General features: G+C 62.3%; 19 protein-coding genes. 5 read left to right on the forward strand and 14 right to left on the reverse strand.

The features are described from left to right. Window positions 1–26: 26 nt before the first annotated feature. Together BLV18_RS03760 and BLV18_RS03765 are read left to right on the forward strand one after the other, a co-directional pair. A complete protein-coding gene (locus BLV18_RS03760; RefSeq protein WP_090356440.1) occupies window positions 27–1,175 on the forward strand; it encodes a pyridoxal phosphate-dependent aminotransferase in 1,149 nt (382 codons plus the stop codon). Next, on the forward strand, window positions 1,163–1,972 hold the full coding sequence (locus tag BLV18_RS03765; RefSeq protein WP_090356442.1) for an amidohydrolase: 810 nt from the start codon (window positions 1,163–1,165) through the stop codon (window positions 1,970–1,972). Before BLV18_RS03760 ends, BLV18_RS03765 begins: the two co-directional genes overlap by 13 nt. Before the next feature lie 118 nt (window positions 1,973–2,090). On the opposite strand, the gene leuA is transcribed toward BLV18_RS03765, so the two are convergent. From leuA to BLV18_RS03835, 14 genes are all read right to left on the reverse strand, one after another. Then, window positions 2,091–3,761 carry a 2-isopropylmalate synthase gene (gene leuA, locus BLV18_RS03770; protein ID WP_090356444.1) on the reverse strand — a complete coding sequence of 557 codons (1,671 nt, stop codon included), beginning with the start codon at window positions 3,759–3,761 and terminating at the stop codon, window positions 2,091–2,093. A gap of 383 nt (window positions 3,762–4,144) precedes the next feature. Beyond that, window positions 4,145–4,966 carry a M23 family metallopeptidase gene (locus BLV18_RS03775; protein WP_090356446.1) on the reverse strand — a complete coding sequence of 274 codons (822 nt, stop codon included), beginning with the start codon at window positions 4,964–4,966 and terminating at the stop codon, window positions 4,145–4,147. 3 nt (window positions 4,967–4,969) lie between these two features. Then, a complete protein-coding gene (gene xseA / locus BLV18_RS03780; RefSeq protein ID WP_090361994.1) occupies window positions 4,970–6,349 on the reverse strand; it encodes an exodeoxyribonuclease VII large subunit in 1,380 nt (459 codons plus the stop codon). Between the two features lie 249 nt (window positions 6,350–6,598). Next, window positions 6,599–7,690 (reverse strand): dimethylsulfone monooxygenase SfnG, encoded by a 1,092-nt coding sequence (sfnG, locus tag BLV18_RS03785; RefSeq protein WP_090356448.1) that lies wholly within the window; start codon window positions 7,688–7,690, stop codon window positions 6,599–6,601. A 357-nt stretch (window positions 7,691–8,047) separates the two neighbouring features. Then, entirely contained in the window at window positions 8,048–9,019 is a 972-nt protein-coding gene (locus BLV18_RS03790; RefSeq protein WP_090356450.1) for a peptide ABC transporter ATP-binding protein, read from the reverse strand. Beyond that, window positions 9,019–9,987: an ABC transporter ATP-binding protein gene (locus BLV18_RS03795; RefSeq protein ID WP_043186595.1), complete on the reverse strand. Its 969-nt coding sequence runs from the start codon at window positions 9,985–9,987 to the stop codon at window positions 9,019–9,021. The genes BLV18_RS03790 and BLV18_RS03795 overlap by 1 nt, the downstream gene beginning before the upstream one ends. Window positions 9,988–9,997: 10 nt before the next feature. Continuing rightward, the gene (locus BLV18_RS03800) at window positions 9,998–10,909 is read right to left on the reverse strand and encodes an ABC transporter permease subunit (protein WP_049861914.1); all 912 of its coding nucleotides are present in this window, start codon (window positions 10,907–10,909) and stop codon (window positions 9,998–10,000) included. A 10-nt stretch (window positions 10,910–10,919) separates the two neighbouring features. Further along, a complete protein-coding gene (locus BLV18_RS03805) occupies window positions 10,920–11,930 on the reverse strand; it encodes an ABC transporter permease subunit (protein WP_049861915.1) in 1,011 nt (336 codons plus the stop codon). 76 nt (window positions 11,931–12,006) lie between these two features. Further along, entirely contained in the window at window positions 12,007–13,602 is a 1,596-nt protein-coding gene (locus BLV18_RS03810) for an ABC transporter substrate-binding protein (protein ID WP_090361997.1), read from the reverse strand. A gap of 72 nt (window positions 13,603–13,674) precedes the next feature. Next, the gene (locus tag BLV18_RS03815; protein ID WP_056845000.1) at window positions 13,675–15,054 is read right to left on the reverse strand and encodes an OprD family porin; all 1,380 of its coding nucleotides are present in this window, start codon (window positions 15,052–15,054) and stop codon (window positions 13,675–13,677) included. 162 nt (window positions 15,055–15,216) lie between these two features. After that, a complete protein-coding gene (locus BLV18_RS03820) occupies window positions 15,217–16,815 on the reverse strand; it encodes an ABC transporter substrate-binding protein (RefSeq protein ID WP_090356452.1) in 1,599 nt (532 codons plus the stop codon). 211 nt (window positions 16,816–17,026) lie between these two features. Next, a complete protein-coding gene (locus tag BLV18_RS03825) occupies window positions 17,027–18,628 on the reverse strand; it encodes an ABC transporter substrate-binding protein (protein ID WP_049861918.1) in 1,602 nt (533 codons plus the stop codon). A gap of 256 nt (window positions 18,629–18,884) precedes the next feature. Further along, window positions 18,885–20,486: an ABC transporter substrate-binding protein gene (locus tag BLV18_RS03830; protein ID WP_090356454.1), complete on the reverse strand. Its 1,602-nt coding sequence runs from the start codon at window positions 20,484–20,486 to the stop codon at window positions 18,885–18,887. A 102-nt stretch (window positions 20,487–20,588) separates the two neighbouring features. Next, on the reverse strand, window positions 20,589–21,299 hold the full coding sequence (locus tag BLV18_RS03835; protein WP_049861920.1) for an SIMPL domain-containing protein: 711 nt from the start codon (window positions 21,297–21,299) through the stop codon (window positions 20,589–20,591). A gap of 200 nt (window positions 21,300–21,499) precedes the next feature. Here BLV18_RS03835 and BLV18_RS03840 point away from each other — a divergent pair, with 200 nt between their 5' ends. From BLV18_RS03840 to BLV18_RS03850, 3 genes are all read left to right on the forward strand, one after another. Continuing rightward, a complete protein-coding gene (locus BLV18_RS03840) occupies window positions 21,500–22,759 on the forward strand; it encodes an ATP-binding protein (RefSeq protein WP_049861921.1) in 1,260 nt (419 codons plus the stop codon). Beyond that, on the forward strand, window positions 22,756–23,316 hold the full coding sequence (locus BLV18_RS03845) for a response regulator transcription factor (RefSeq protein WP_090356457.1): 561 nt from the start codon (window positions 22,756–22,758) through the stop codon (window positions 23,314–23,316). Before BLV18_RS03840 ends, BLV18_RS03845 begins: the two co-directional genes overlap by 4 nt. 154 nt (window positions 23,317–23,470) lie before the next feature. Further along, complete coding sequence (locus BLV18_RS03850; protein WP_090356459.1) at window positions 23,471–24,220, forward strand: FadR/GntR family transcriptional regulator; 750 nt, start codon at window positions 23,471–23,473, stop codon at window positions 24,218–24,220. The last annotated feature ends 248 nt before the right edge of the window (window positions 24,221–24,468 follow it).

Below are 24,468 nucleotides of genomic sequence, written 5' to 3' on the forward strand. Positions count from 1 at the left end.
GGGAACGTTTTCCCAGGGAGCGGCCCATGATCAGCAGCAAGCTGCCGAATGTCGGCACCACCATCTTCACCACCATGTCCCAGCTCGCCGCACAAACCGGCGCTTTGAACCTGTCTCAGGGCTTTCCTGATTTCGACGGTCCGCCTGCCTTGCTCGAAGCCGTCGGGCGCCATGTGCTGGCCGGGCATAACCAATACTCGCCCATGACCGGTCTGCCCGCCCTGCGCCAACAGGTTGCGGTCAAGGTCGAGCGCTTGTACGGGCGTCGTGTGGATGCCGAAAGCGAAATCACCATCACCCCCGGCGCCACCCAGGCGATTTTCTGCGCGATTCAGGCCACCATTCGCCACGGCGATGAAGTGATCGTGTTCGATCCGTGCTACGACAGCTACGAGCCTGCGGTCGAACTGGCGGGCGGGACGTGCGTGCACGTGCAACTGAATGCTGCGAATTTCAGCATCGACTGGCAGCAACTGGGCCAAGCGATCAACGCGCGTACCCGAATGATCGTGATCAACTCGCCACACAACCCAAGCGGGGCCTTGATCACTGCCGCCGAACTCGACCGCCTGGCGACCTTGATCGCCGACCGCGACATCTACATCCTCAGCGACGAGGTCTACGAGCACCTGGTATTCGATGGCGTCGCCCATGCCAGCGTGCTGGCCTGCGAGCGGCTATACGAGCGGGCGTTCGTGGTCAGCTCGTTCGGCAAGACCTATCACGTCACCGGCTGGAAAACCGGCTACGTCATCGCACCGCCCGCGCTGATGGGGGAGCTGCGCAAGGTGCACCAGTACGTCAGTTTCTGTGGCGTCACGCCCTTGCAGCATGCCTTGGCCGAGTACATGGCTGAACACCCCGACCACGTGGATGCGTTGCCTGGGTTCTATCAGGGCAAGCGCGATCTGCTCTGCGATCTGCTGACCGATTCGCGGTTCACGTTTGTGCCCACGCCCGGCACCTATTTTCAACTGGTCGACTATTCGGCGATCCGCCCCGACCTCAACGACGTCGACATGGCACAGTGGCTGACGCGTGAGCATGGGGTGGCCAGCATTCCGGTTTCGGTGTTCTATCGCACGCCGGTTGCGGACCAACGCCTGGTTCGCTTGTGTTTCGCCAAACGTGAGGAGACGCTGCGCGAGGCAGCCCACAAACTATGCCGAATCTGACGGAAGCAACCCTGGCCGAGCAGGCCCCTGAACTAAGAATCGCGCTGATCCAGACCCAGCTGGCCTGGCACGACCGCGAGGCCAATCTCGAACACTTCGATACCTTGCTGGAACAAGCCCAGGGCGCCGATCTGGTGGTCTTGCCCGAGATGTTCACCACTGGCTTTTCGATGGAGTCCGAAAGCCTGTGCGAGCCCGAGAATGGAGTAACCCACGACTGGCTGCTGGCGTGGGCCAACAAGCTCGATGCGGTGGTCACCGGCAGCGTGATCGTCCAGGCTGCCGATGGCAGCCACCGCAATCGCCTGCTGTGGGCCTGCCCGGATGGGCGGATGCTGCACTACGACAAGCGTCATCTGTTTCGCATGGCGGGGGAGCACGAACACTACAGCCCCGGCGAGCGGCAAGCCGTGTTCGCCGTGAAGGGCTGGCGCGTGCGTCCGTTGATCTGTTACGACCTGCGTTTTCCGGTATGGAGCCGAGATGGCGAGGGTACCGACCTGCTGTTGTACACGGCCAACTGGCCGGGCGCTCGACGCATGCACTGGAACCGCCTGCTGCCGGCCCGTGCGATCGAGAACCTCTGCTACGTGGCGGCGGTGAATCGGGTGGGCACCGACGGCAAGGGCTTTGCCTACACGGGTGACAGCCAGTTATTGGACTTTCAGGGCGAGACCCTGTTGTGCGCGGGTGAGGCCGACGGCGTGTTTCATGCCAGCCTCGATGCCCAGGCCCTGCACGCCTATCGCAGCAAGTTCCCGGCCCACCTGGACGCTGACGAATACGAGTTGCGCTAGGAACGCTCATGCCTGACACACCGCGGTGTGTTTTTTGCGGACAATGACCGCTCCTGCGAGGTAGCGCAGGCATAAAAAAACCGGCCCTGATGGGCCGGTTCTTGCGCGGCTACCCGTATCAGGCAGCTTTCGCTTCCTGCTGGCTCAGCGAGCGATTCAGTGCGCTGAACAGCGCCTTGAAGCTGGCGGTGGTGATGTTTTCATCCACGCCTACGCCATGCACCGGACGTCCACCGGCCACACGCAGCTCGATATAGGCAGCGGCCTTGGCGTTGGTGCCAGCGCCAATGGCGTGTTCGTTGTAGTCCATGATCTCGACCGCGACCGGCATGGAGGCGACGAGCGCTTCCAGGGCGCCGTTGCCCTTGCCGCGCCAGTGCTGGGTTTCACCGTCGCTGTGCACTTCCACGTCAACCGCACTGTTGCCGTTCTCTTCCTGCAACCGATGGCTGATCAACGCATAGGGCGTGTTGGCCTGCAGGTACTCCTTGCGCAACAGCGCATAGATCTGCTGAGCGGTCATTTCAAGGCCCAGGCGGTCGGTCTCGCCCTGTACTACCTGGCTGAACTCGATCTGCATGCGACGCGGCAGGCTGATGCCGTATTCCTGTTCGAGCAGGTAGGTGATGCCACCCTTGCCCGACTGGCTGTTGACGCGGATGACTGCTTCGTAGCTGCGACCGATGTCGGCCGGGTCGATCGGCAGGTAGGGCACTTCCCACACCGTGCCTTCCTTCTGCTGGGTGAAACCCTTGCGAATGGCGTCCTGGTGCGAGCCGGAAAATGCGGTATGGACCAGATCACCCACGTACGGATGACGCGGATGCACCGGCAACTGGTTGCATTCCTCGACCACCTTGCGGATGCCGTCGATGTCGGAGAAGTCCAGCTCGGGATCGACGCCCTGGGTGTACAGGTTCAAGCCAAGAGTCACCAGATCGACGTTACCGGTCCGCTCGCCGTTGCCGAACAGGCAGCCTTCCACGCGATCTGCACCGGCCATCAGGCCCAGTTCGGTGGCGGCCACGCCGGTGCCACGGTCGTTGTGGGTGTGCAGGCTGAGCAGCACGCTGTCGCGACGGGTGATGTGACGGCCGAACCATTCGATCTGATCGGCATAGATGTTCGGGGTGGACACTTCCACGGTCGCCGGCAGGTTGAGGATCACCTTGTTCTGCGGCGTGGGGTTCCACACTTCGATCACCGCATCGCAGACTTCCTTGGCGAACTCGAGCTCGGTGGCGCTGAACGTCTCCGGCGAATATTGAAAGGTCCACTGGGTTTCCGGCTGCTGCGCTGCGTATTTGACGAACAGCTTGGCGGCATTCACCGCGATGTCCTTGACGCCTTGTTTGTCCTGGTTGAAGACGATCTTGCGGAAGGACGGCGAAGTGGCGTTGTACAGGTGAACGATGGCTTTCTTGGCGCCCTTGAGCGATTCGAAGGTGCGCGCGATGAGGTCTTCACGGGCCTGGGTCAGGACCTGAATGGTCGTGTCGTCCGGGATATGGCCCTCTTCGATCAAGGTGCGCACGAAATCAAAATCGGTCTGCGACGCGGAAGGGAAGGAGGCTTCGATTTCCTTCACGCCCACGGCGACCAGGGTTTTCCAGAAGCGCAGTTTCTTGACCGCATCCATGGGTTCGATCAGTGACTGGTTGCCGTCGCGCAGGTCGGAGCTGCACCAGATGGGCGCGGCGGTGATGGACTTCGACGGCCAGGTGCGATCGGGGAGGTCGATAGTCGGGAACGCGCGGTACTTCTGCGACGGGTCTTTGAGCATGGACATGGTGAAAATCCTTGGTGAGCAGCCTGGGGAAAGGGCCTGCCGGTCATTCGAAAAGGTGAGGGGCGAGGCGACGCGTTTCAGCCAGGCAGTCGTGCACTGACCAGGCAGAGGCTGCGGTGCTGGCGGAGCTGGATGAGGGTGTGGGCGGTTTTCATGACCTCAACCCTAACCACTGGGGTGAAAAATGGCAAGGGTATTGGGGAAAATGGTAGGAGAGTTGGCTATCTTGGAGCAGGCGAGATTTTATTGCTGAAGATTTGGAAAGGGGTGCCAGAGATTGCGTGGCTTCAAGGGGCCACGCAATGCGTTGGGTCGACGGTGAGGCCTTCGCGGGCAGTGCCCGCTCCCACAGGTCAAGCAGTGCTGAGAGGATTTGCGGTGGATCAAGGCTGGAAGGCGTTGATGAAGATTGCCGGATCGACCCGGGCATCGTTCAGGCTGACGTTCCAGTGCATGTGCGGCCCGGTGGCGCGGCCTGTGGAGCCTACGCGTCCGACCACGGCGCCGCGCACCAGGTCCTGGCCGACCTTCACGTCGATCTTTGACATGTGGCAGAACATGCTGATGAACCCCTGCCCATGGTCGACGAACACCGTGTTGCCGTTGAAGAAGTAGTCGCCTACCAGGATCACCTTGCCATTGGCAGGCGTCTTGATCGGCGTACCGGCGGGCACCGCGAAATCCAGGCCGGAGTGTGGATTGCGCTCCTCGCCATTGAAGAAACGGCGTACACCGAACTTGCTCGACAAGGGGCCGCTGACCGGCTTGTCCAGCAGCAGATTGCTCGGCGTGCCGGGGCTGAAGCTGCGGTAGGCGCGCAGCTGTTCGGCGAGTTCGCCGTCGATGCGCTTGATGTCCGCCGGGTTGGGATTGACCTGACGGGTATTCTTCAAGGTGATCCGCTGTTCGGGGTACTTCTTGCTGCCAATCTCGAAACCGATGGCGCGACCGGCCACGCTGACCTGCGCCTGGCCAGGCTTGGCGGTCAACGGGATGCCGACGATCGCGCGCCAGGTACCTTGCTCATTGACCACCAGCACGCGCTTGCCATCGTAGGTCGCCTTGGGCGCCTGGCTGGCGTTGCCCAGATCCACCACCGCCACGCCGCCTGGCACCGGCTTGTTCAGCAGCCGGGTGATGTAGCTGTCCGCCTGAGCGAACGAGGACAGGCACAACAGCAGGGCGACAACGAGAAAACGCGGCATGGATCAATCCAGTAAAGAAAGGGTAACGGGCGTGAGGTGATTGTCTTCCACCCGCACTTCAAGCTCGCCTTCGCCCAATCTTGCGACCAGGCGCTGACCGCGCTGGGTCTGCTCGGCGCTGCGGATGGCTTGCCCATGTTCGTCGAGCAGAATGCTGTAGCCGCGCCCGAGGGTTGCCAGCGGGCTGACCACGTGCAAGGTCTGCACCTGACTCTGCAACTGCTGGCGACGGTCCTTGAGCGCGTCACGCATGGCCCGCGGCAAGCGCTCGGCCAGGCCGTCCAGGCGCTGCTTGAGCAGGCGCAGCACACGGTCCGGATGCTGCCCGGCCAGGCGTGTCTGCAACTGCGCCAGGCGATGCGCACGCGCAGTCATCTGTCGCTCGAAGGCGCGGCGCATGCGCATGTCCAGATCATCCAGGCGTTGCGCCTGCTGGCGCAGGCGCTCGCCGGGGTGGCGCAGGCGTCGGGTCAGCCCCTCAACGCGCAGGCGTTCGTGAGCCAGACGATTGTGCATGCGCAACACCAGGCGTCGCTGCAGGCTGTCGAGCCGCCGTTGCAGGTCGCCGGCATCCGGCGCCAGCAGCTCGGCGGCCGCAGAAGGTGTCGGTGCACGCACATCGGCCACGAAGTCACTGATGGAGACGTCGGTCTCATGACCCACGGCGCTGACAATGGGCGTCACGCACGCATCGACGGCGCGCGCCACGGCTTCCTCGTTGAAGCACCAGAGGTCCTCCAGCGAGCCGCCGCCACGGGCGAGGATGATCGCATCGAAGCCGCGTGCATCGGCCAGGCGCAGAGCGCGGACGATCTGTGCGGTGGCCTCGCGGCCCTGCACGGCGGTCGGGATCAGGGTCAGCTGGATCTGCGGGGCACGTCGACGGAACACGCTGATGATGTCGCGGATCACCGCGCCGGTCGGCGAACTGACGATACCGATGCGTTGCGGGTGCGCCGGCAGGGCCACCTTGCGTTCGCTGCTGAACAGACCTTCGGCGTCGAGCTTTACCTTGAGCGCGTCGAACGCCATGCGCAGCGCGCCGTCACCGGCAGGCTCCACGGTGTCGAGAATCAGCTGATAGTCGCCACGGCCTTCGAACAGCGAGACCTTGCCGCGCACTTTCACCGCTGCGCCATCCTTGAGCACCTGGCGCACACGTTGAGCGTTCTGCCGGAACAGGGCACAGCGCACCTGGGCGCCGCTGTCCTTGAGCGTGAAATAGACGTGGCCGGACGCCGGACGCGCCAGGTTGGAGATTTCACCTTCGACCCAGATATTGCTGAAGACATCTTCGAGCAACACACGGGCACGGCCATTGAGCTGGCTGACGGTGATGACCTCGCGATCGAGGTTCAGGCGGGCAAAGGGGTCTTTGATCATGTTCGGCATCATAGAGACATTCGTCTGCGGATGCACTGGGGCAGGGGGGGGTAGATCAGGCCTCTTCACACAATGGTGAAGAGGCTTGCAGGTGTTGAAAGAACGGCCTGGCGTCATGACTCGTCATTTACGCGTATCCACAGCCGGAACGTCGATATCCAGACCCAGCAGTTCGCGGCGGCGGTCATGAAGCCCCGCGAAGGTGGCCAGGGCGCTGTCGATGCCTGCATGGGCTCATCGATGTGACATTCAGGCCACTTGCTGCGCGGTGGCGCGCTCGGCTTCCAGCTCGCGGACAAGCGGCAGCACACGCTTGCCGAAGTACTCGACTTCCTCCTGGAAGTGCAGGAATGCGCTCAACACCAGATCCACACCCACTGCCTTGAGTGCAACGATGCGCTCGGCAATCTGCTCTGGCGTACCAACCAGATTGGTCTTGAAACCATCGTTATACTGCACCAAATCTTGGAAGCTGGACTTGGCCCAGTTGCCCTCGCCTTCGGGGCTGGCTTTACCGGCCTGTTTGGCGGCATCACCAAAGGCGTTGACGGCTTCCGGATCGGCCTGGTCGATGATTTCCTCGAGCACGGCGCGCGCTTCTTCTTCGGTGTCGCGGGCGATGATGAAGGCGTTCACGCCGATCTTGACCTTATGGTTGTTGGCTGCAGCCTTGGCGCGGATGTCATCCACCTGGGCCTTGATGCCTTCAACGGTGTTGCCGTTGGTGAAATACCAGTCGGACACCCGCGCGGCCATGTCCCGCGCAGCACGCGAACTGCCGCCCTGAAAAATTTCCGGGTGCTGCTGAATGGGTTTTGGTTTGAGCGTGTATTCATTGGTGCGGTAGAAGTCGCCGCGGAACGTGAAGTTGTCCTGGGTCCAGATGCCCTTGACGGTGCGGATGAACTCTTCCGAGCGACGATAGCGTTCGTCGTGCTCCAGCCAATGTTCACCAATGGCGGTGAACTCCCCTTTGAACCAGCCGGAGACGATGTTGATCGCCACGCGGCCGTTGGTGAGCTGGTCGATGGTTGCGATCTGTTTGGCCAGCAGCACCGGCGGCCATGGCCCTGGCAATACGGCGGCGATCACTTTCAATTTGGTCGTGGCGGCCAGCAGCGCGTGGCTGAACGCCACCGACTCGTGCTGGTATTCGGCGCTGTAACCGGCGGTGAAGCGAATTTGCGTCAAGCCGTATTCAAAGCCTGCCGCTTCAGCGATTTGCGCCAGTTTACGGTTGTAGTCGATGTCCCAGCTGGTGCGCTGCTGGATCTTGCTCACCACCAAGCCCCCACTTACGTTGGGGACCCAGTAGGCGAATTTGATGTTGTCTTGGCTCATGGCTACTTATCCTCTTGCCGGGGCTGCCGTGTGGCGACCATGCAGGAGCAAGAGCAGTAACTATGCCATATGGTTTTTTCTTATTTATCAGCGTGTTGACCGTATCGCCCGGCCAACGAAGGTGTTTGGCAAAGCACAGTCTGTTGAACGACTGTTGCCCTGGCAACAGTAGAAAGCCTGGCAATAGCTCCAGGGAGCCCCATCCCGTCAGATTGAGTCAGAGCCTGACGGGGTGGGGCTGTGCCACCCATTCGGACAGCGTCTCCCGTAGAAGCATGCCCATGAGGAACGCAAGAACATCGCGTTCATCCAAGAGACCTGAATGGACGTTGGCACTTCACGCGAGCAAGCCCGCCCTTACACCAGGAACTGCTCGGCGTAGTGACACGCCACCTGCCGCGTATCCACCGGCCGGAACGCCGGTACTTCGGTGCTGCAGCGCTCGGTGGCGTACGGGCAGCGCTTGTGGAACGCACAGCCCGACGGCGGATTCAGCGGGTTGGGCAACTCGCCGACGATCTTGATCTTGGGCTTGAGCGGGTCCGGCTTGATGGTCGGCGTGGCCGACAGCAGGGCCTGGGTGTAGGGGTGCAGAGGACGGGTGTAGATGTCTTCCTTGGGCCCCATTTCCGCCGGCCTGCCCAGGTACATCACCAGCACCTGGTCGGCCACATGACGCACCACGGCCAGGTTGTGGGAGATGAACACGTACGCCGTGTTGAATTCCTGCTGCAAGTCCATGAACAGGTTAAGCACCTGCGCCTGGATCGACACGTCGAGGGCCGAGGTGGGTTCGTCGGCGACCAGCACTTTGGGCTGCAACATCATGGCGCGGGCCAGGGCGATGCGCTGGCGCTGGCCACCGGAGAACATGTGCGGGTAGCGCTGGTAGTGTTCAGGGCGCAGGCCGACCTGCTGCATCATCGCCTGGACCTTCTCGCGGCGCTCGGCCTTGCTCAGGGAGGTGTTGATCAGCAGCGGCTCGCCGAGTTGGTCGCCGATCTTCTGCCGAGGGTTGAGCGAAGCGTAGGGGCTCTGGAACACCATCTGCACGTCCTTGCGCAGTTGCTTGCGCTCGGCCTTGCTGGCGCCTGCCACTTCCTGGCCGGCGATCTGCAGCGAACCGGAGGAGGGTTCTTCGATCAGGGTCAGCGCGCGGGCCAGGGTCGACTTGCCGCAGCCCGATTCACCGACCACGGCGAGGGTCTTGCCGGCTTCCAGCTCGAAGGATACGCCATTGAGGGCACGCACCACGGCATGGGGCTTGAAGAGCCCGCGCGAAACGTCGTAATGACGGGTAAGGTCGCGGGCGGTCAGTACGACGCTCATCACGCCACCTCCTGATTGAGTGGGTAGAAACAACGCGCCAGGCTCTGGGCTTTGGGGTCCAGGGCCGGGCGTTCGGTGCGACAGTTTTCCCGCACGTACGGGCAGCGCGGCGACAGCAGGCAGCCCTGCGGACGGTCGTAGCGGCCGGGGACGATGCCAGGCAGGGTGGCCAGGCGCTCGGCGCCTTCGCTGTGCTCCGGGATAGCCATTAGCAACGCTTCGCTGTAGGGGTGCGCGGGAATGTCGAACAATTGCGGCACATGGCCCACTTCCACTGCCTGACCGGCGTACATCACGCACACGCGCTGGGCGGTTTCGGCCACCACGGCCAGGTCGTGGGTGATCAGGATCAGACCCATGTTCTGCTCTTGTTGCAGGCTGAGCAGCAACTCCATGATCTGCGCCTGGATGGTCACGTCCAGTGCGGTGGTCGGTTCGTCGGCGATCAGCAGCTTGGGCTCACCGGCAATCGCCATGGCGATCGCGACGCGTTGGCTCATGCCCCCGGACAGCTGATGCGGATAGGCATCCAAGCGGCTTTCGGCTGCCGGGATTTCCACTTTCTTGAGCAATTCCAGAGCACGCTGGCGCGCGGCCTTGCCGGACATGCCCAGGTGCTGGCGCAGGACTTCCTCGATCTGGAAACCCACGGTGTAGCTGGGGTTAAGCGCAGTCATCGGGTCCTGGAAAATCATCGCCAGGTCCTTGCCGACCACCTTGCGCCGTTGCCGGGCGTTGAGCTTGAGCATGTCGTGGCCGTCGAAGACCAGCGAGTCGGCGGTGACGATGCCGGGTGCATCGATCAGGCCCATCAGGGCCATCATGGTCACCGATTTGCCCGAGCCCGATTCGCCGACGATGGCCAGCACTTCGCCCTTGTCCACGCTCAGGTCCAGCCCGTCCACGACCGGTACGGCCTTGGCATCGCCGAAACGTACGTTCAGGTTGTTGATATTCAAAAGTGACATGATCGGCTCCTCAGGCGGCGTTCTTGAGTTTGGGGTCCAGCGCATCGCGCAGCCCGTCGCCCATCAGGTTGATTGCCAGCACGCTGAGCAGAATGGTCAGGCCCGGCAGGCTCACCACCCACCAGGCGCGTTCGATGTAGTCACGCGCTGAAGCCAGCATGGTGCCCCATTCCGGCGTTGGCGGTTGTACGCCCAGGCCCAGGAAGCCCAGGGCGGCGGCATCGAGAATCGCCGAGGAAAAGCTCAAGGTGGCCTGCACGATCAGTGGCGCCATGCAGTTGGGCAGCACGGTGATGAACATCAGGCGCGGCAGCGTAGCCCCGGCCAGGCGCGCGGCGGTCACGTAGTCACGGTTCAGTTCGCCCATCACCGCAGCGCGGGTCAGGCGTACGTAGGAGGGCAGCGAGACCACGGCAATGGCGATCACGGTGTTGATCAGGCCAGGGCCGAGGATGGCGACGATCGCCACGGCCAGCAGCAGCGATGGCAGCGCCAGCATGACGTCCATCAGGCGCATGATCGACGGCCCGAGAATGCGCGGGAAGAATCCGGCCAGCAGGCCCATCAGAATGCCGGGGATCAGCGACATCACCACCGACGACAGGCCGATCAGGAGCGACAGCCGCGAGCCCTGGATCAGGCGCGAAAGCAGATCACGGCCCAGCTCGTCGGTGCCCAGGATGAATTGCCACTGGCCGCCTTCCAGCCATACCGGCGGGGTGAGGAGGAAGTCACGGTACTGCTCGCTGGGGTTGTGCGGGGCCACCCACGGCGCGAACAGCGCGCAGAAGACGATGATCAGCATGAACACCAGGCCCGCCACGGCGCCCTTGTTCTTGGCGAATGCCTGCCAGAATTCCTTGTACGGGGAGGGGTAGAGCAGGCTCTGATCCACTGCGACCGTTTCGATTTTCGTAGTCATGGATAGGGTCTCAACGCTGATGACGGATGCGTGGGTTGGCCAGGCCGTAGAGGATATCCACCACGAAGTTGACCAGGATCACCAGGCAGGCGATCAACAGGATGCCGTTCTGCACGACAGGGTAGTCACGGGCGCCGATGGCCTCGATCAGCCACTTGCCGATGCCCGGCCACGAGAAGATGGTTTCGGTCAGGACCGCACCGGCCAGCAAGGTGCCGACCTGCAGGCCGAACACCGTGAGCACCGGAATCAGCGCGTTGCGCAGACCGTGCACGAACACCACGCGAGTCGGCGACAGGCCCTTGGCGCGGGCAGTGCGCACGTAGTCCTCGCGCAGCACTTCGAGCATCGAGGAACGGGTCATGCGGGCGATCACCGCCAGCGGAATGGTGCCCAGCACGATGGCGGGCAGAATCAGGTGCTGCAGGGCGTCCAACCAGGCGCCTTCGTCTTCGCTGAACAACGTGTCGATGAGCATGAAACCGGTTTTCGGCTGGATGTCGTAGAGCAGGTCGATGCGCCCCGACACTGGCGTCCAGCCCAGGGTCACGGAGAAGAACATGATCAGGATCAGGCCCCACCAGAAGATGGGCATGGAATAGCCGGCCAGGGAAATGCCCATGACCCCATGGTCGAACAGTGATCCTCGCTTGAGCGCGGCGATCACCCCCGCCAGCAGGCCGAGCACGCCGGCGAAGATCAGCGCGGCGATGGACAGCTCCAGCGTGGCCGGAAACAGCGCAGTGAACTCGGTCCAGACGCTCTCGCGCGTACGCAGCGACTCACCCAGGTTGCCCTGGGCGAGATTGCCGATGTAATCCAGGTACTGAGCATACAGGGGCTTGTTCAGACCCAGGCGTTCCATCGCCTGTGCGTGCATTTCGGGGTCGACCCGACGCTCGCCCATCATCACTTCGACAGGGTCACCGGGAATCAGGCGTATCAACGCGAAGGTCAATAGCGTGATGCCGAAGAAAGTGGGGATCAGCAATCCCACACGTCGGGCAATAAAACTAAACATCGTGCGTAGTACCTCATCAGCCGGTTAGGCAAGCCGCGCATCCGCCCGGGTGGGCGCCGATACGCGGCGTCTTTTTCTACTTCACCTGGGTGGTGGCGAAGTTGTTATTGGTCATCGGGCTTATGTGGAAGCCTTCGACGTTCTTGCGCATGGCCGAGAACACACGTGGATACGCCAGGCTCAACCAAGGTTGCTCTTTGAGAAAAATGACCTGCGCCTGTTCGTAGAACGCCGCGCGCGCTGCCGGTTCAGTGGCTTCGCGGGCCTGGCTGACCAGGGCGTCGAATTCCTTGTTGCACCAGCGCGCGGCGTTTTCGCCGTTCTTCGCTGCTTCGCAGGTAAGGTTCGGGCTGAGGAAGTTGTCCGGGTCGCCGTTGTCGCCGGCCCAACCGTAGAAAGCCAGGTCATGTTCGCCCAGTTTCAGGCGCTTGATCAACTCGCCCCATTCCAGCACGCGGATATCCAGCTTGATGCCAACCTTGGCCAGGTCGGCCTGCAACAGTTGCGCTGCGAGGCTGGAGTTGGGGTTGGTCGGGCTGCTGCCGTTGCGCGCGAAGATGGTGAACGAGGTGCCTTCCGGAACGCCGGCTTCCTTGAGCAGGGCGCGGGCCTTGTCCGGATCGTAGGGCAGGTCTTTGAGGCTGTGGTTGTAGCCCAGCAGCGTGGTCGGGTAGGGCCCCACGCCCGGTGTCGCGTTTCCCTCGCCGAACAGGGTTCGAACGAAGGTCTGCTTGTCGAAGGCCATCTGGATGGCCTGGCGCACGCGTACGTCGCTCAGGTATTTGTGGGTGGTGTTGATGGCCACGTAGCTGGTCATCAAGGCATCCATTTCGGCGATCTTGAGCTGAGGATCGGCCTTGATGCCGGGTACGTCGTCCGGCTTGGGATAGACCGCCACCTGGCATTCGTTGGCACGCAGCTTCTGCGCCCGCACGTTGTTGTCCACGGTGATGGCGAAAATCAGGGGGTCGGCCGGTGGCTTGCCCTTGTAGTAATCGGGGTTGGCCTTGAAGCGAACCTGGGCGTCCTTGCTGTAGCGCACGAACACGAACGGCCCGGTGCCGATCGGCTTGCTGTTCAAGTCGGCGGTCTTGCCGGCCTTGAGCAACTGGTCGGCGTATTCGGCTGAGTAGATCGAGGTGAAGGGCATCGCCATGTCGCGCAGGAACGGCGCTTCGGGGCGCTTGAGCACGAAACGCACGGTCATGTCGTCGAGCTTGTCGATGCTCTGGATCAGATCACCCATGGCCATCGATTCGAAATAGGGATAGCCCATGGTCGACTTGTCATGCCAGGGATGCTTGGCGTCGAACTGGCGCATGAAGCTCCACAGCACGTCGTCGGCATTCAGGGTGCGGGTCGGCTTGAAGTACTCCGTGGTGTGGAACTTCACGCCTTCGCGCAAGTGGAACGTATAGATCTTGCCGTCTTCACTGATGTCCCAGCTCTTGGCCAGTCCTGGCTGGATGTCGGTGGTGCCCGGCGTGAAGTCGACCAGGCGGTTGAGCACCGTCTCGGCCGAGGCATCGCTCGTGACCGCGCCGGTGTATTGAACGATATCGAAACCTTCGGGGCTGGCTTCGGTGCAGACCACCAGCGGTTTGGCACTGGCGCCCAAGGTCAGGCCGAGCAGGGCGGCTGCCACGGCAGCCTTCAGAGATAGCGTTTTCATCATTGCCCTCGCAATCGCACGTAAGCGTAGCCGCTGCCCGGGATTCGTCGAACCCCGGGCAGCGGTTGCCGATCAAAGAATCTGGAACGGAATGGTGGTGACGATGCGCAGCTCGTTGAGGCTGCCATCGACCTGATTGGCGCTGGCGCGGTGGGCACTGTAGGTCGCGCGGATGGTGCTGGCCTTCAACGGCCCGCCCTGCACGGCATACGAGGTGCCGAAGCCGTACTCGTAATGCTTCTCGCCGTCCTGGGCCTGGATGCCATCATAGCCGCCGCCCTTGTAGTGCGTGCCATCGATACCCCAGCCGCGCGCGGTGTAGACGCTGAACTTGAGGCCGGGTACGCCATAGCCGGCCATGTCCAGCCCGTAACCGATCTGGAACGATTTTTCGTTCGGGCCGTTGTAGTCGGAAAACAGCGAGTTGGCCAGGAAAATGGCGTTGGTCTCGTGCAGGTAGTCGAAGTATTCGTTGCCGTTCACTTCCTGGAAGGCCAGGGTCAGGCTGTGCGCCTTGTGCGTGGCGGTCAACGACAGGCTGTAGGTGTCGTTGTCGATGGCGCCCATTTTCGAGCTGCCGGCATCCTTGGTCTTGTAGTAGTTGAAACCGGTGGTCAGGCCCAGCACCGAGGCATCGCCCAGTTCATGGGAGGCACCGAAGTAGTACTGGTTCCACACATCCTTGACGTTGGACGCGTACAGGCTGGTGGTCAGGCTTTTCAGCGGCTGGTAGTTGAGGCCGAAGATGTTGACCTGGTCGGTGGTGGTGCCGTCGCCGTACTCGGTCCTGAACTTGCTCAGGCTCTGTTCGGTTCGCGGCGAGACGCGGCTGAACGTGCCCAGGTCGAAGTCGAGGTTGTCGAACTCGGCGCTGTGCAGGCTGACACCCTCGAAGCTGGAGGGCAGGGCACGGTTGCCGATGAAGGCCAGTACCGGCGTGTTCATCGATTGGCGCCCGGCGGTCAGCACGGTGTTGGACACCCGCGCCTTGAGGTTGGCCAGGCCCGCCTTGGTCCACTGGTCGACCACGTCGCCATCGTGATCGGTCAGTGTGCGGTTCCCCCCGCCGGCCACGCGACCTTTGCCCTGCTCCAGCGCCACGGTGTTGTAGGCCGCCACTTCGGTACTGAACCCCACGGTGCCCTGAGTGAAGCCCGAGGTGTAGTTGACGATGGTGCCCTGAACCCAGGTGTCGCGGCTGCCGGTGCGTTCGGTCACGCCATCGCCCTTGTTGATGCCCCAGGTCAGGCCACGCTTGCCCTTCTCCTTGGCGAACCAGTTGCGGGTCGAGCCGGTCAGGCTCGAGTCCTCGATGAAGCCCTTGGCCTCATCCTGTGCGCTGCTGGTCTTGACGGTAAGCGGGATGAACGCCTGGCTGGCTTCATCGGCCAGGACCAGGGGGGCGAACCCGCTCAACGACAAGGTGAAGACTGCTCTCTTGGTAATTTTCAACTGAAGCTCCTTACTTTTTTAGTTTTATGGCCGCGTCTTCTAGTGCGGCTGATGGCCAGTCCATGGCCCGTGATGACAGTTGCAAACGTTTGCTTGCTCTTTTTTGCCAAAAGCTCCCCAAGCCCATGGCACGGTCATGGGTGTGGGGAAGGCCTGGTTTATCTAGTCGCGCAGACTCACGCCGCCAAAGTCGTTACGCCCGAACGGGCTGACCTTGAAACCTTCAACCTTGGCGCTGACCGGCTGGTTGACGGTGGAGTGGGCGATCGGGGTGATCGGCACCTGTTGCTTGAGCAACTGCTGGGCCTGACGATAGAGCACGCTGCGCTCTTCGCGGTCGGTGACGCGCTTGGCTTGCTGGACCAGCTTGTCGTAGTCCTGGTTGCACCACATCGAGTAGTTGTTGCTGCCGATGGCGTCGCAGCTGTACAGCGTGCCCAGCCAGTTGTCCGGGTCGCCGTTGTCGCCGGTCCAGCCAATCAGCGAGACGTCGTGTTCGCCGCGTTTGGTGCGGTCCAGGTACTCGCCCCACTCGTAGCTGACGATCTTGACCTTGAGGCCGATCTTGCCCCAGTCGGCCTGCAGCATTTCAGCCATCAGCTTGGCGTTGGGGTTGTAGGGGCGCTGCACGGGCATGGCCCACAGTGTGATCTCGGTGCCTTCCTTGACGCCGGCGGCCTGCAGCATCTGCTTGGCTTTCTCCGGATCGAAGGGCGCGTCCTTGATGCTCTCGTCGTAGGACCACTGGGTCGGCGGCATGGCGTTGACGGCCTTCTGCCCGGCGCCCTGGTAGACGGCCTTGAGAATGGCGTCCTTGTTCACCGCCATGTCCATGGCCTGGCGCATTTCCAGCTGGTCGAACGGCTTGTGACGCACGTTGTAGGTGATGTAGCCCAGGTTGTAGCCGGCCTGCTCCATGACCTTGAGCTTGGGGTCGGCCTTGAGGCCCGCGAGGTCGGCAGGGCGTGGGTAGGCGGTGACCTGGCACTCGTTCTTCTTGAGCTTCTGCATGCGCACCGATGCGTCGGTGTTGATGGCGAAGATCAGTTGGTCGACCTTTACCTGGCTCATGTCCCAGTACTGCGGGTTGGCCTTGTAGCGGATCTGCGAGTCTTTCTGGTAACGCTGGAAGGCGAACGGACCGGTGCCGATCGGCTTCTGGTTGATGTCGCGCATGTTGCCGCTCTTGAGCAGCTGCTCGGCGTACTCGGCGGACAGGATGGACGCGAAGTTCATGGCGATGTTCTGCACGAACGCGGCGTCTACGGCGTTGAGGGTGAACACCACGGTGTGGTCGTCGGTTTTCTCGACCTTGGCGATGTTCTTGTCCAGGCTCATGCTGACGAAGTACGGGAACTCGGTCGGGTACGCCTTGCGAAACGGCTGATTGGGATCGAGCATGCGATTGAAGGTGAACAGCACATCGTCGGCGTTGAAGTCACGGGTCGGCTTGAACGCTTCGTTGCTGTGGAACTTGACCCCTTCGCGCAGGTGGAAGGTGTAGGTCAGGCCGTCTTCGGAGATGTCCCACTTGGTGGCCAGCGCGGGAATGACACTGGTGCCGCCTTTTTCGAATTCAGTCAGGCGGTTGTAGATCGGTTGCGCAGCGTCGTTGTCGGTGCCGCTCGTGTACTGGGCGATGTCGAAGCCGGCGGGGCTGCCTTCGGAGCAGTACACCAGGCTGTTGGCGGCCTGGCTGAGGCCGACCTGGCCGAGCAGGCCCAGAGCAAGCATGGCGGAGCAAAGCTGGGTATGTCGCATGATAGTCCCTGTCTTGTTGTTTTCCGGTCGTGGGGCGCCAGTCCCTGGCGGGAATACGGCGGCCGTCGCCAAAGGAAGCTAGTCCCATTTGGCGAGGGCGTATGTCGGCGTATTCCGGTAGAGCTGTGGGAAAAATCCTGGCGTTAATGCAAGCGAATGGGCGCTGGACCTGCCGGTCCATCGCCCGCTTCCATTAGGGGAGGTGCCTGGTTCAGTCCTTCACGCCCACGCCATAGAACGAGTTCAAGCCAAAGGGGCTGATCTTGAAGTCGGTGACCTTGGCGCTCATGGGCTGGTAGACCGTGGAGTGCGCGATCGGGGTGATCGGCACCTGTTGCTTGAGGCGCACCTGGGCCTGTTTGTACAGCTCGGTGCGCTTGGCCTGATCGGGCGTGGCCTTGGCGGTCTTGATCAACTGGTCGTAGTCCTTGTCGCACCACTTGGAGAAGTTGTTGCCGTTCACCGCATCGCAACCGTACAGGGTGCCCAGCCAGTTGTCCGGGTCACCGTTGTCGCCGCTCCAGCCGATCAGCATGGCATCGGTCTCGCCGGCCTTGGCGCGCTTGAGGTATTCACCCCACTCGTAGCTGACGATCTTGGCCTTGATACCCACCTTGGCCCAGTCCGACTGCAGCATTTCGGCCATCAGCTTGGCGTTGGGGTTGTAGGGACGCTGTACCGGCATGGCCCACAGGGTGATCTCGGTGCCTTCCTTGACGCCGGCTTCCTTGAGCAGCTTCTTGGCCTCTTCCACGTTGTAGCCGGCGTCCTTGATGCTCGTGTCATAGGACCATTGGGTCGGCGGCATGGCGTTGACGGCCAATTGACCGGCGCCCTGGTAAACGGCCTCGATGATGCTCTGCTTGTTCACCGCCATGTCCAGCGCCTGGCGAACCTTGAGGTTGCCCAGTGGTTCGTGGGTCACGTTGTAGGCGATGTATCCCAGGTTGAAGCCAGCCTGGTCGGGCATCTGCAGGTTCTTGTCTTCCTTGAGCGGCTTGAGATCGGCCGGACGTGGATAGACGCTGACCTGGCATTCGTTCTTCTTGAGCTTCTGCATGCGCACGGATGCATCGGTGGTGATGGCGAAGATCAGGTTGTCGATCTTCACGTCAGCCGGGTTCCAGTAATCCTTGTTGCCCTTGTAGCGAATCTGCGCGTCTTTCTGATAGCGATTGAACACGAACGGGCCGGTGCCGATCGGCTTCTGGTTGATGTCGGCGGCCTTGCCCTGCTTGAGCAACTGGGCGGCGTATTCGGCGGACTGGATCGAAGCGAAGCTCATGGCCATGTTCTGGATGAACGCGGCGTCGACCGTCTTCAAGGTGAAGCGGACGGTGTGATCGTCGAGCTTCTCGATGTTGGTGATGTTCTCGTCCATGCCCATGTCGGTGAAGTACGGGAACTCGGTCGGATAGGCTTTGCGGAACGGCATGTTCTTGTCGATCATGCGGTTGAAAGTGAACAGCACGTCGTCGGCGTTGAATTCACGGGACGGCTTGAAGTAGTCGGTGGTGTGGAACTTGACCCCTTCGCGCAGGTGGAAGGTGTAGGTCAGGGCGTCTTCGGAGATGTCCCAGCTGGTAGCCAGCCCCGGGATGACTGCGGTGCCGCCACGCTCGAACTGGCTCAGACGGTTGAAGACGGTTTCTGCCGAAGCGTCGAAATCCGTACCACTGGTATACAGCGCCGGGTCAAAACCCGCCGGACTGCCTTCAGAGCAGAATACAAGGTTGCTCGCAGCATGGGCGAAAGGGGCGCTGGCGAGCAGGCCGGCCCCGACGATGAACGGAATGACCGCGGTTTTGAGCATGGTGGCCTCAGTTGTTGTCATTTTAAGAATGAGGACGACCTTGTGAGTCGACCTGGCCGATACTTATGCAGGCGGCATACCCAAATCAACCGTTTGCGGTGTATCGCACCTGAAACGGTGGGACGGGCGTACACGAATGTCGCATCGATGTAAGTTTTTCGGTAGTTGAACGCATGTTCAACTACATTTGGCCACTCAATGCACACTTATCGACCCCATTGCACCACGATGACGCACTGCAATGGGGCGTTCGGTATCACTGCGAAAGGCTGACACCATAGAAAGGCGTCAGGCCGAAGGGGCTGATGCGGAAATCCTGGACTTCCTTGCGCATGGGTTGGAAGACCGTGGAGTTGGCGATCGGGGTGATCGGCACCTGTTGCTTGAGTATGGCCTGCGCCTGCTGGTACAGCTTCACGCGTTCATCGCGATCGCTGCTCAGTTTGGCCTGCTGGATGAGCTTGTCGTAGGCTGGATCGCACCATTTGGCGTAGTTGCTGCCCTTGACCGCCGCGCAGCTGTAGAGCACGCCGAGCCAGTTGTCCGGATCGCCATTGTCGCCGGTCCACCCGTAGATCATGGTGTCGTGCTCGCCATTCTTGGCGCGCTTGATGTACTCGCCCCATTCATAACTGACGATGTTGGCCTTGATGCCGATCTTGGCCCAGTCGTTCTGGATCATCTGCGCCGACATGCGCGCATTGGGGTTGGACGCACGCTGCACCGTCATGGCCCACAGGTCGATGGTCGTGCCCTCTTTTATTCCGGCTTCCTTGAGCAGGGCGCGGGCCTTGGTAATGTCGTAGGGCGCGTCCTTGATTCGGGTGTCATACGACCATTGCGCAGGGGGCAGGGCGTTCTGCGCCAACTGACCGGCGCTCTGATACACCGCCTTGATGATGGCCGGCTTGTCGATCGCCATGTCCAGGGCCTGACGCACCTTGAGCTGGTCGAGCGGCGGATGGGTCACGTTGTAGGCCAGGAAACCCAGGTTGAAGCCCGGCTGGCTGAGCACGCGCAGGTTGGGGTCCTGTTTCATCACGTCGATGTCGGCCGGCCGTGGATAGCCGCTGACCTGGCATTCGCCAGCCTTCAGCTTCTGCAGGCGCACCGCAGCATCGGTACTGATGGAGAAGATCAGGTTGTCGAGCTTGACGTCCTCGGGTTTCCAGTACGCCTTGTTGGCGGTGTAGCGGATCTGCGAATCCTTCTGGTAGCGCTTGAACACGAACGGGCCGGTGCCGATGGGTTTCTGGTTGATGTCGGCGGCCTTGCCCTGCTTGAGCAACTGGTCGGCGTATTCGGCGGACTGCACCGAAGCGAAACTCATCGCCAGGTTCTGCACAAAGGCGGCGTCGACCGTGTTCAGCGTGAAGACCACGGTATGCGGGTCTTGTTTGCTGACCGACTTGATGTTGGTGTTCAGGCCCATGTCGGTGAAATAGGGCGATTCCGAAGGGTAGGCCTTGCGGAATGGATGCTCGGGGTCGAGCAGGCGCTGGAAGGTGAACAGCACGTCGTCCGCGTTGAAATCGCGGGTGGGCGTGAAGTAGTCGGTGGTGTGGAACTTGACGCCTTCGCGCAGGTGAAAGGTGTAGGTCAAGCCGTCCGGGGAGACGTCCCAGGAAGTGGCCAGCCCCGGTTCGACTTCGGTGCCGCCGCGCTTGAACTGGGTCAGGCGATTGAAGACGGTTTCCGCCGAGGCGTCGAAATCGGTACCACTGGTGTACTGGCTGGGATCGAAACCGGCAGGGCTGGCTTCGGAGCAGTACACCAGCGTACTCGCGGCCTGGGCCATGGGCATCCCGGCGCACAGGGCGGCGGTAAGGAGCAGGGGCTTGAAGGCGGGGATATCCATATTGGGCCTCGATAGACGAAGGGAGGGACTCGGGGAGTGATGTTTGCGGACAGAATCCGTCCTGCGGGAGCGGATTCTGCCTTTGACGAAAGCGTCAGCCTATCAAGGCATCACGACTTCGATGACGCCGTCGGCATTGATGCTGACCTCGCTGGTGCCCGCTTCTACGTCGGGGGTCACCGGAGCCGCGTCGGCGCGAGCGGCCTTCATCATCATCGGCGCCGAGGCGTAGGGGCGAGGGTAGCCAGCGCTGTTGAGGTTGAGGTTGACCACCTTGTAGCTCTTGCCGCCCAGGGCGTCGGTAGCCAGTTGCGCGCGGGCTTTGAACGCAGCCACGGCTTCCTTGAGCAGGGCGTCTTCGCTCTGCTTGCGGGTCTTGTCGGCGATGGAGAAGTCCATGGCGCCCATCTTCAGGCTCTGCAGCAGTTCGCCGGTGAGTTTGGACAGGGCCGGGAAGTCGGCGCTTTCAAGGCGCACTTCGGCGCGCTCGCGCCAGCCGGTGATGGTCTGGCCCTTGTCATCGTAGATCGGATAGCTGTTGCGACTGCCCTGGCGGACGATCACGCCTTTGACTTCGCGGGCCTGGGCCAGGGCCTTGTTCAACGTGTCGCTGATACCGGCGGCCAGCTTGGCCGGGTCGGCATTCTGCTCCTCGCTGTAGAGGGTCACGAGCATCAGGTCGCGAGGCACTTCCTGGCTGACCTCGGCACGCAGGGAAATCTGGTTGTAGCGGGCCTCGTCGGCCAGGGCAGGGAGGCTGGACAACAGGCTTGCGCCAAGGACCAGAGCGGCGCTGCGGGTGATGACGGGCATGGAAAACTCCTTGTTGTAGGTGCTGCGTAAGACTGGCCAGGCCGGATGCGGTTCCTGAGGGGGCTGCATGGACAGGCCACCTTTTACGATAAACCCAAGGCCTGCACTTGCGACGCGGTCATTTGCCGCACTTTTCGCTGTCGACGCGTCGAGTTGGTTATACTTGCACCGACCCGCCTGCAGCGCTCACTGGAGAGCAAATGCTCGCCCACCCTATGCCTCTTTCCGCTTCACGCCAGAACCTCTGGCGCCTGACCTTCATCCGCACGCTGGTACTGGCCGCTCAGGCCGGCTCGGTCGGCTTCGCCTACCTCACGCACCTGTTGCCCTTGCCGTGGCTGGCGTTGAGCACCACCCTGGCGGTGTCGGCCATACTCTGCGCGCTGACCGTGCTGCGCCTGCGCTTCTCGTTGCCGGTCACCGAACTTGAATACGCCTTGCAACTGGCCTGCGACCTGCTCATCCACAGTGTCCTGCTGTACTACTCGGGCGGCGGTGCCAACCCGTTCGTTTCCTATTACCTGGTGCCGCTGACCATCGCCGCCGTGACCCTGCCCTGGGTCTATTCCCTGGTGCTGTCCGGGATCGCCCTGGCGTGCTACACCTTCATGCTGGCGCATTTCTATCCCCTCGACGCATTGCCGATCGGTCGTGAGAACCTGCAGATCTACGGCATGTGGTTGAGCTTTGCCCTGGCCGCTTCGGTAATCACCTTCTTCGCCGCCAAGATGGCCGAAGAGTTGCGCCGCCAGGAACAACTGCGTGCGCAGCGCCGCGAAGAGGGTCTGCGTGACCAGCAACTGCTGGCCGTGGCCACCGAGGCCGCCGGTGCCGCGCATGAGTTGGGTACGCCACTGGCCACCATGAGCGTGCTGCTCAAGGAGATGCGCCAGGACCATCCCCAGCCCGAACTGCAGGAAGACCTGCAGGTGCTGCAGGATCAGGTCAAGCTGTGCAAGGAAACCCTGCAGCAGCTGGTGCGCGCCGCCGAGGCCAATCGGCGCATGGCTGTGGTCGATCAACCCGTGACCGCCTGGCTCGACGAAGCCCTGAATCGCTGGCACTTGATGCGTCCCGAATCCAGCTACCGCTTCCACCGCCAGGGCCAGGGCGAGGTTCCCCATCTGGCGCCGCCGCCGGACCTGACCCAGGCGCTGCTCAACCTGCTCAACAACGCCGCCGATGCCTGCCCCGACAACCTCGAGGTCAGGCTGGACTGGGACAGCGTAGACATTTTCATCTCGATCCGTGACCACGGAGCGGGTGTTCCCCTGGCGATTGCCGAGCAGATCGGCAAGCCGTTCTTCACCACAAAGGGCAAAGGCTTCGGCCTCGGCCTGTTCTTGAGCAAAGCCAGCGTGACTCGCGCCGGCGGCTCGGTAAAACTCTATAGTCATGAAGAGGGCGGCACGCTCACCGAGCTGCGTCTGCCCCGTGGCGTCCGAGGAGATGATCGATGACTGACGAACACCAAGTCGAAGGCGAAGAACTGCCACATTTGTTGTTGGTAGATGATGACGCCACCTTCACCCGTGTCATGGCCCGCGCCATGAGCCGCCGAGGCTTTCGCGTGAGTACCGCGGGCAGCGCCGAGGAAGGCTTGAAGCTGGCCCAGGACGACGTGCCGGACTACGCCGCGCTGGACCTGAAAATGGAAGGCGATTCGGGCCTGGTGCTGCTGCCCAAGCTGCTGGAGCTGGACCCGGAGATGCGTGTGGTGATCCTCACCGGCTATTCCAGCATCGCGACCGCAGTGGAGGCGATCAAGCGTGGCGCCTGCAACTACCTGTGCAAGCCGGCCGACGCCGACGACGTGCTGGCTGCGCTGTCGGCCGAACACGCCGACCTCGATAGCCTAGTGCCGGAAAACCCCATGTCGGTGGACCGCCTGCAATGGGAGCACATCCAGCGGGTGCTCACCGAGCACGCGGGCAACATTTCTGCCACGGCGCGGGCGTTGGGTATGCACCGACGCACCCTGCAACGCAAATTGCAGAAGCGTCCGGTTCGGCGCTGAATCCGCGGCGCATGCTCTGGTTGGCGCCTTGCGTGCATCGGCTGGCGGCATTTGCCCGCGTGCTGGGCATTGCGGCCACTCATGCCATGATCGTACAACCTGCTTTAGGCTATGATTGCTCCAATCACCGACCGTTTCGAGAATGACTTTCACTATGGATACTCAGAGCGCCGCCCCACGCGCCCGTCGCAAACCGCGCAGCCTGGCCCAGGAACTGGTGGCCGTGCTGACCCAGCGTATTCTCGATGGCGAACTCAAGCGGGGCGACAAACTGCCTACCGAGTCGGCCATCATGGAAGAGCAGGGCGTCAGCCGCACGGTGGTGCGTGAAGCCATTTCCCGGCTGCAGGCGGCGGGGCAGGTCGAGACCCGCCATGGCATCGGCACTTTCGTGCTGGATACGCCGAGCCCGAGTGGCTTTCGCATCGATCCGGCGACCATCGTCACGTTGCGCGACGTGCTCGCGGTGCTGGAGCTGCGCATCAGCCTGGAAGTGGAGTCCGCCGGTCTGGCTGCCAGCCGACGCTCCGACGAACAGCTGGCGGCCATGCGCGCGGCGCTCGATGCGCTGAACGAAAGCGCGGCCCATGCCAGTGACGCCGTGGCATCCGATTTCCAGTTCCACCTGCAGATCGCCTTGTCCACTGGCAACCGGTACTTCACCGACATCATGACGCACCTGGGCACCAGCATCATTCCCCGTACCCGGCTGAATTCGGCGCGCTTGGCGCACGATGACCAGCAGCACTACATGACCCGTCTCAGCCGCGAGCACGAGGAAATCTACGACGCCATTGCCCGTCAGGATTCCGATGCGGCACGCGCCGCCATGCGCCTGCACCTGACCAACAGCCGCGAACGCCTGCGCCAGGCCCACCAGGAAGCCGAAGCCGGCACGGCCTGATCGCCTCAAGGCGATTCCTGATACCCCATGGTGCACCTGACGCGGCTCGCGCCGCTGCTACAGAAGCACCGCAACCCCTGTAGCAGCGGCGCAAGCCGCGTCGGCGGCCAAGGTGATCTTTCTGATACCCCGCGGTGAAACCTGACGCGGCTCGCGCCGCTGCTACAGGGACACCGCGACCCTCTGTAGCAGCGGCGCAAGCCGCGTCGGCGGCCAAGGTGATTTGTCTGATACCCCGCGGTGAAACC

This window comes from Pseudomonas coleopterorum (assembly GCF_900105555.1).
In the GTDB taxonomy this organism is placed as follows: domain Bacteria; phylum Pseudomonadota; class Gammaproteobacteria; order Pseudomonadales; family Pseudomonadaceae; genus Aquipseudomonas; species Aquipseudomonas coleopterorum.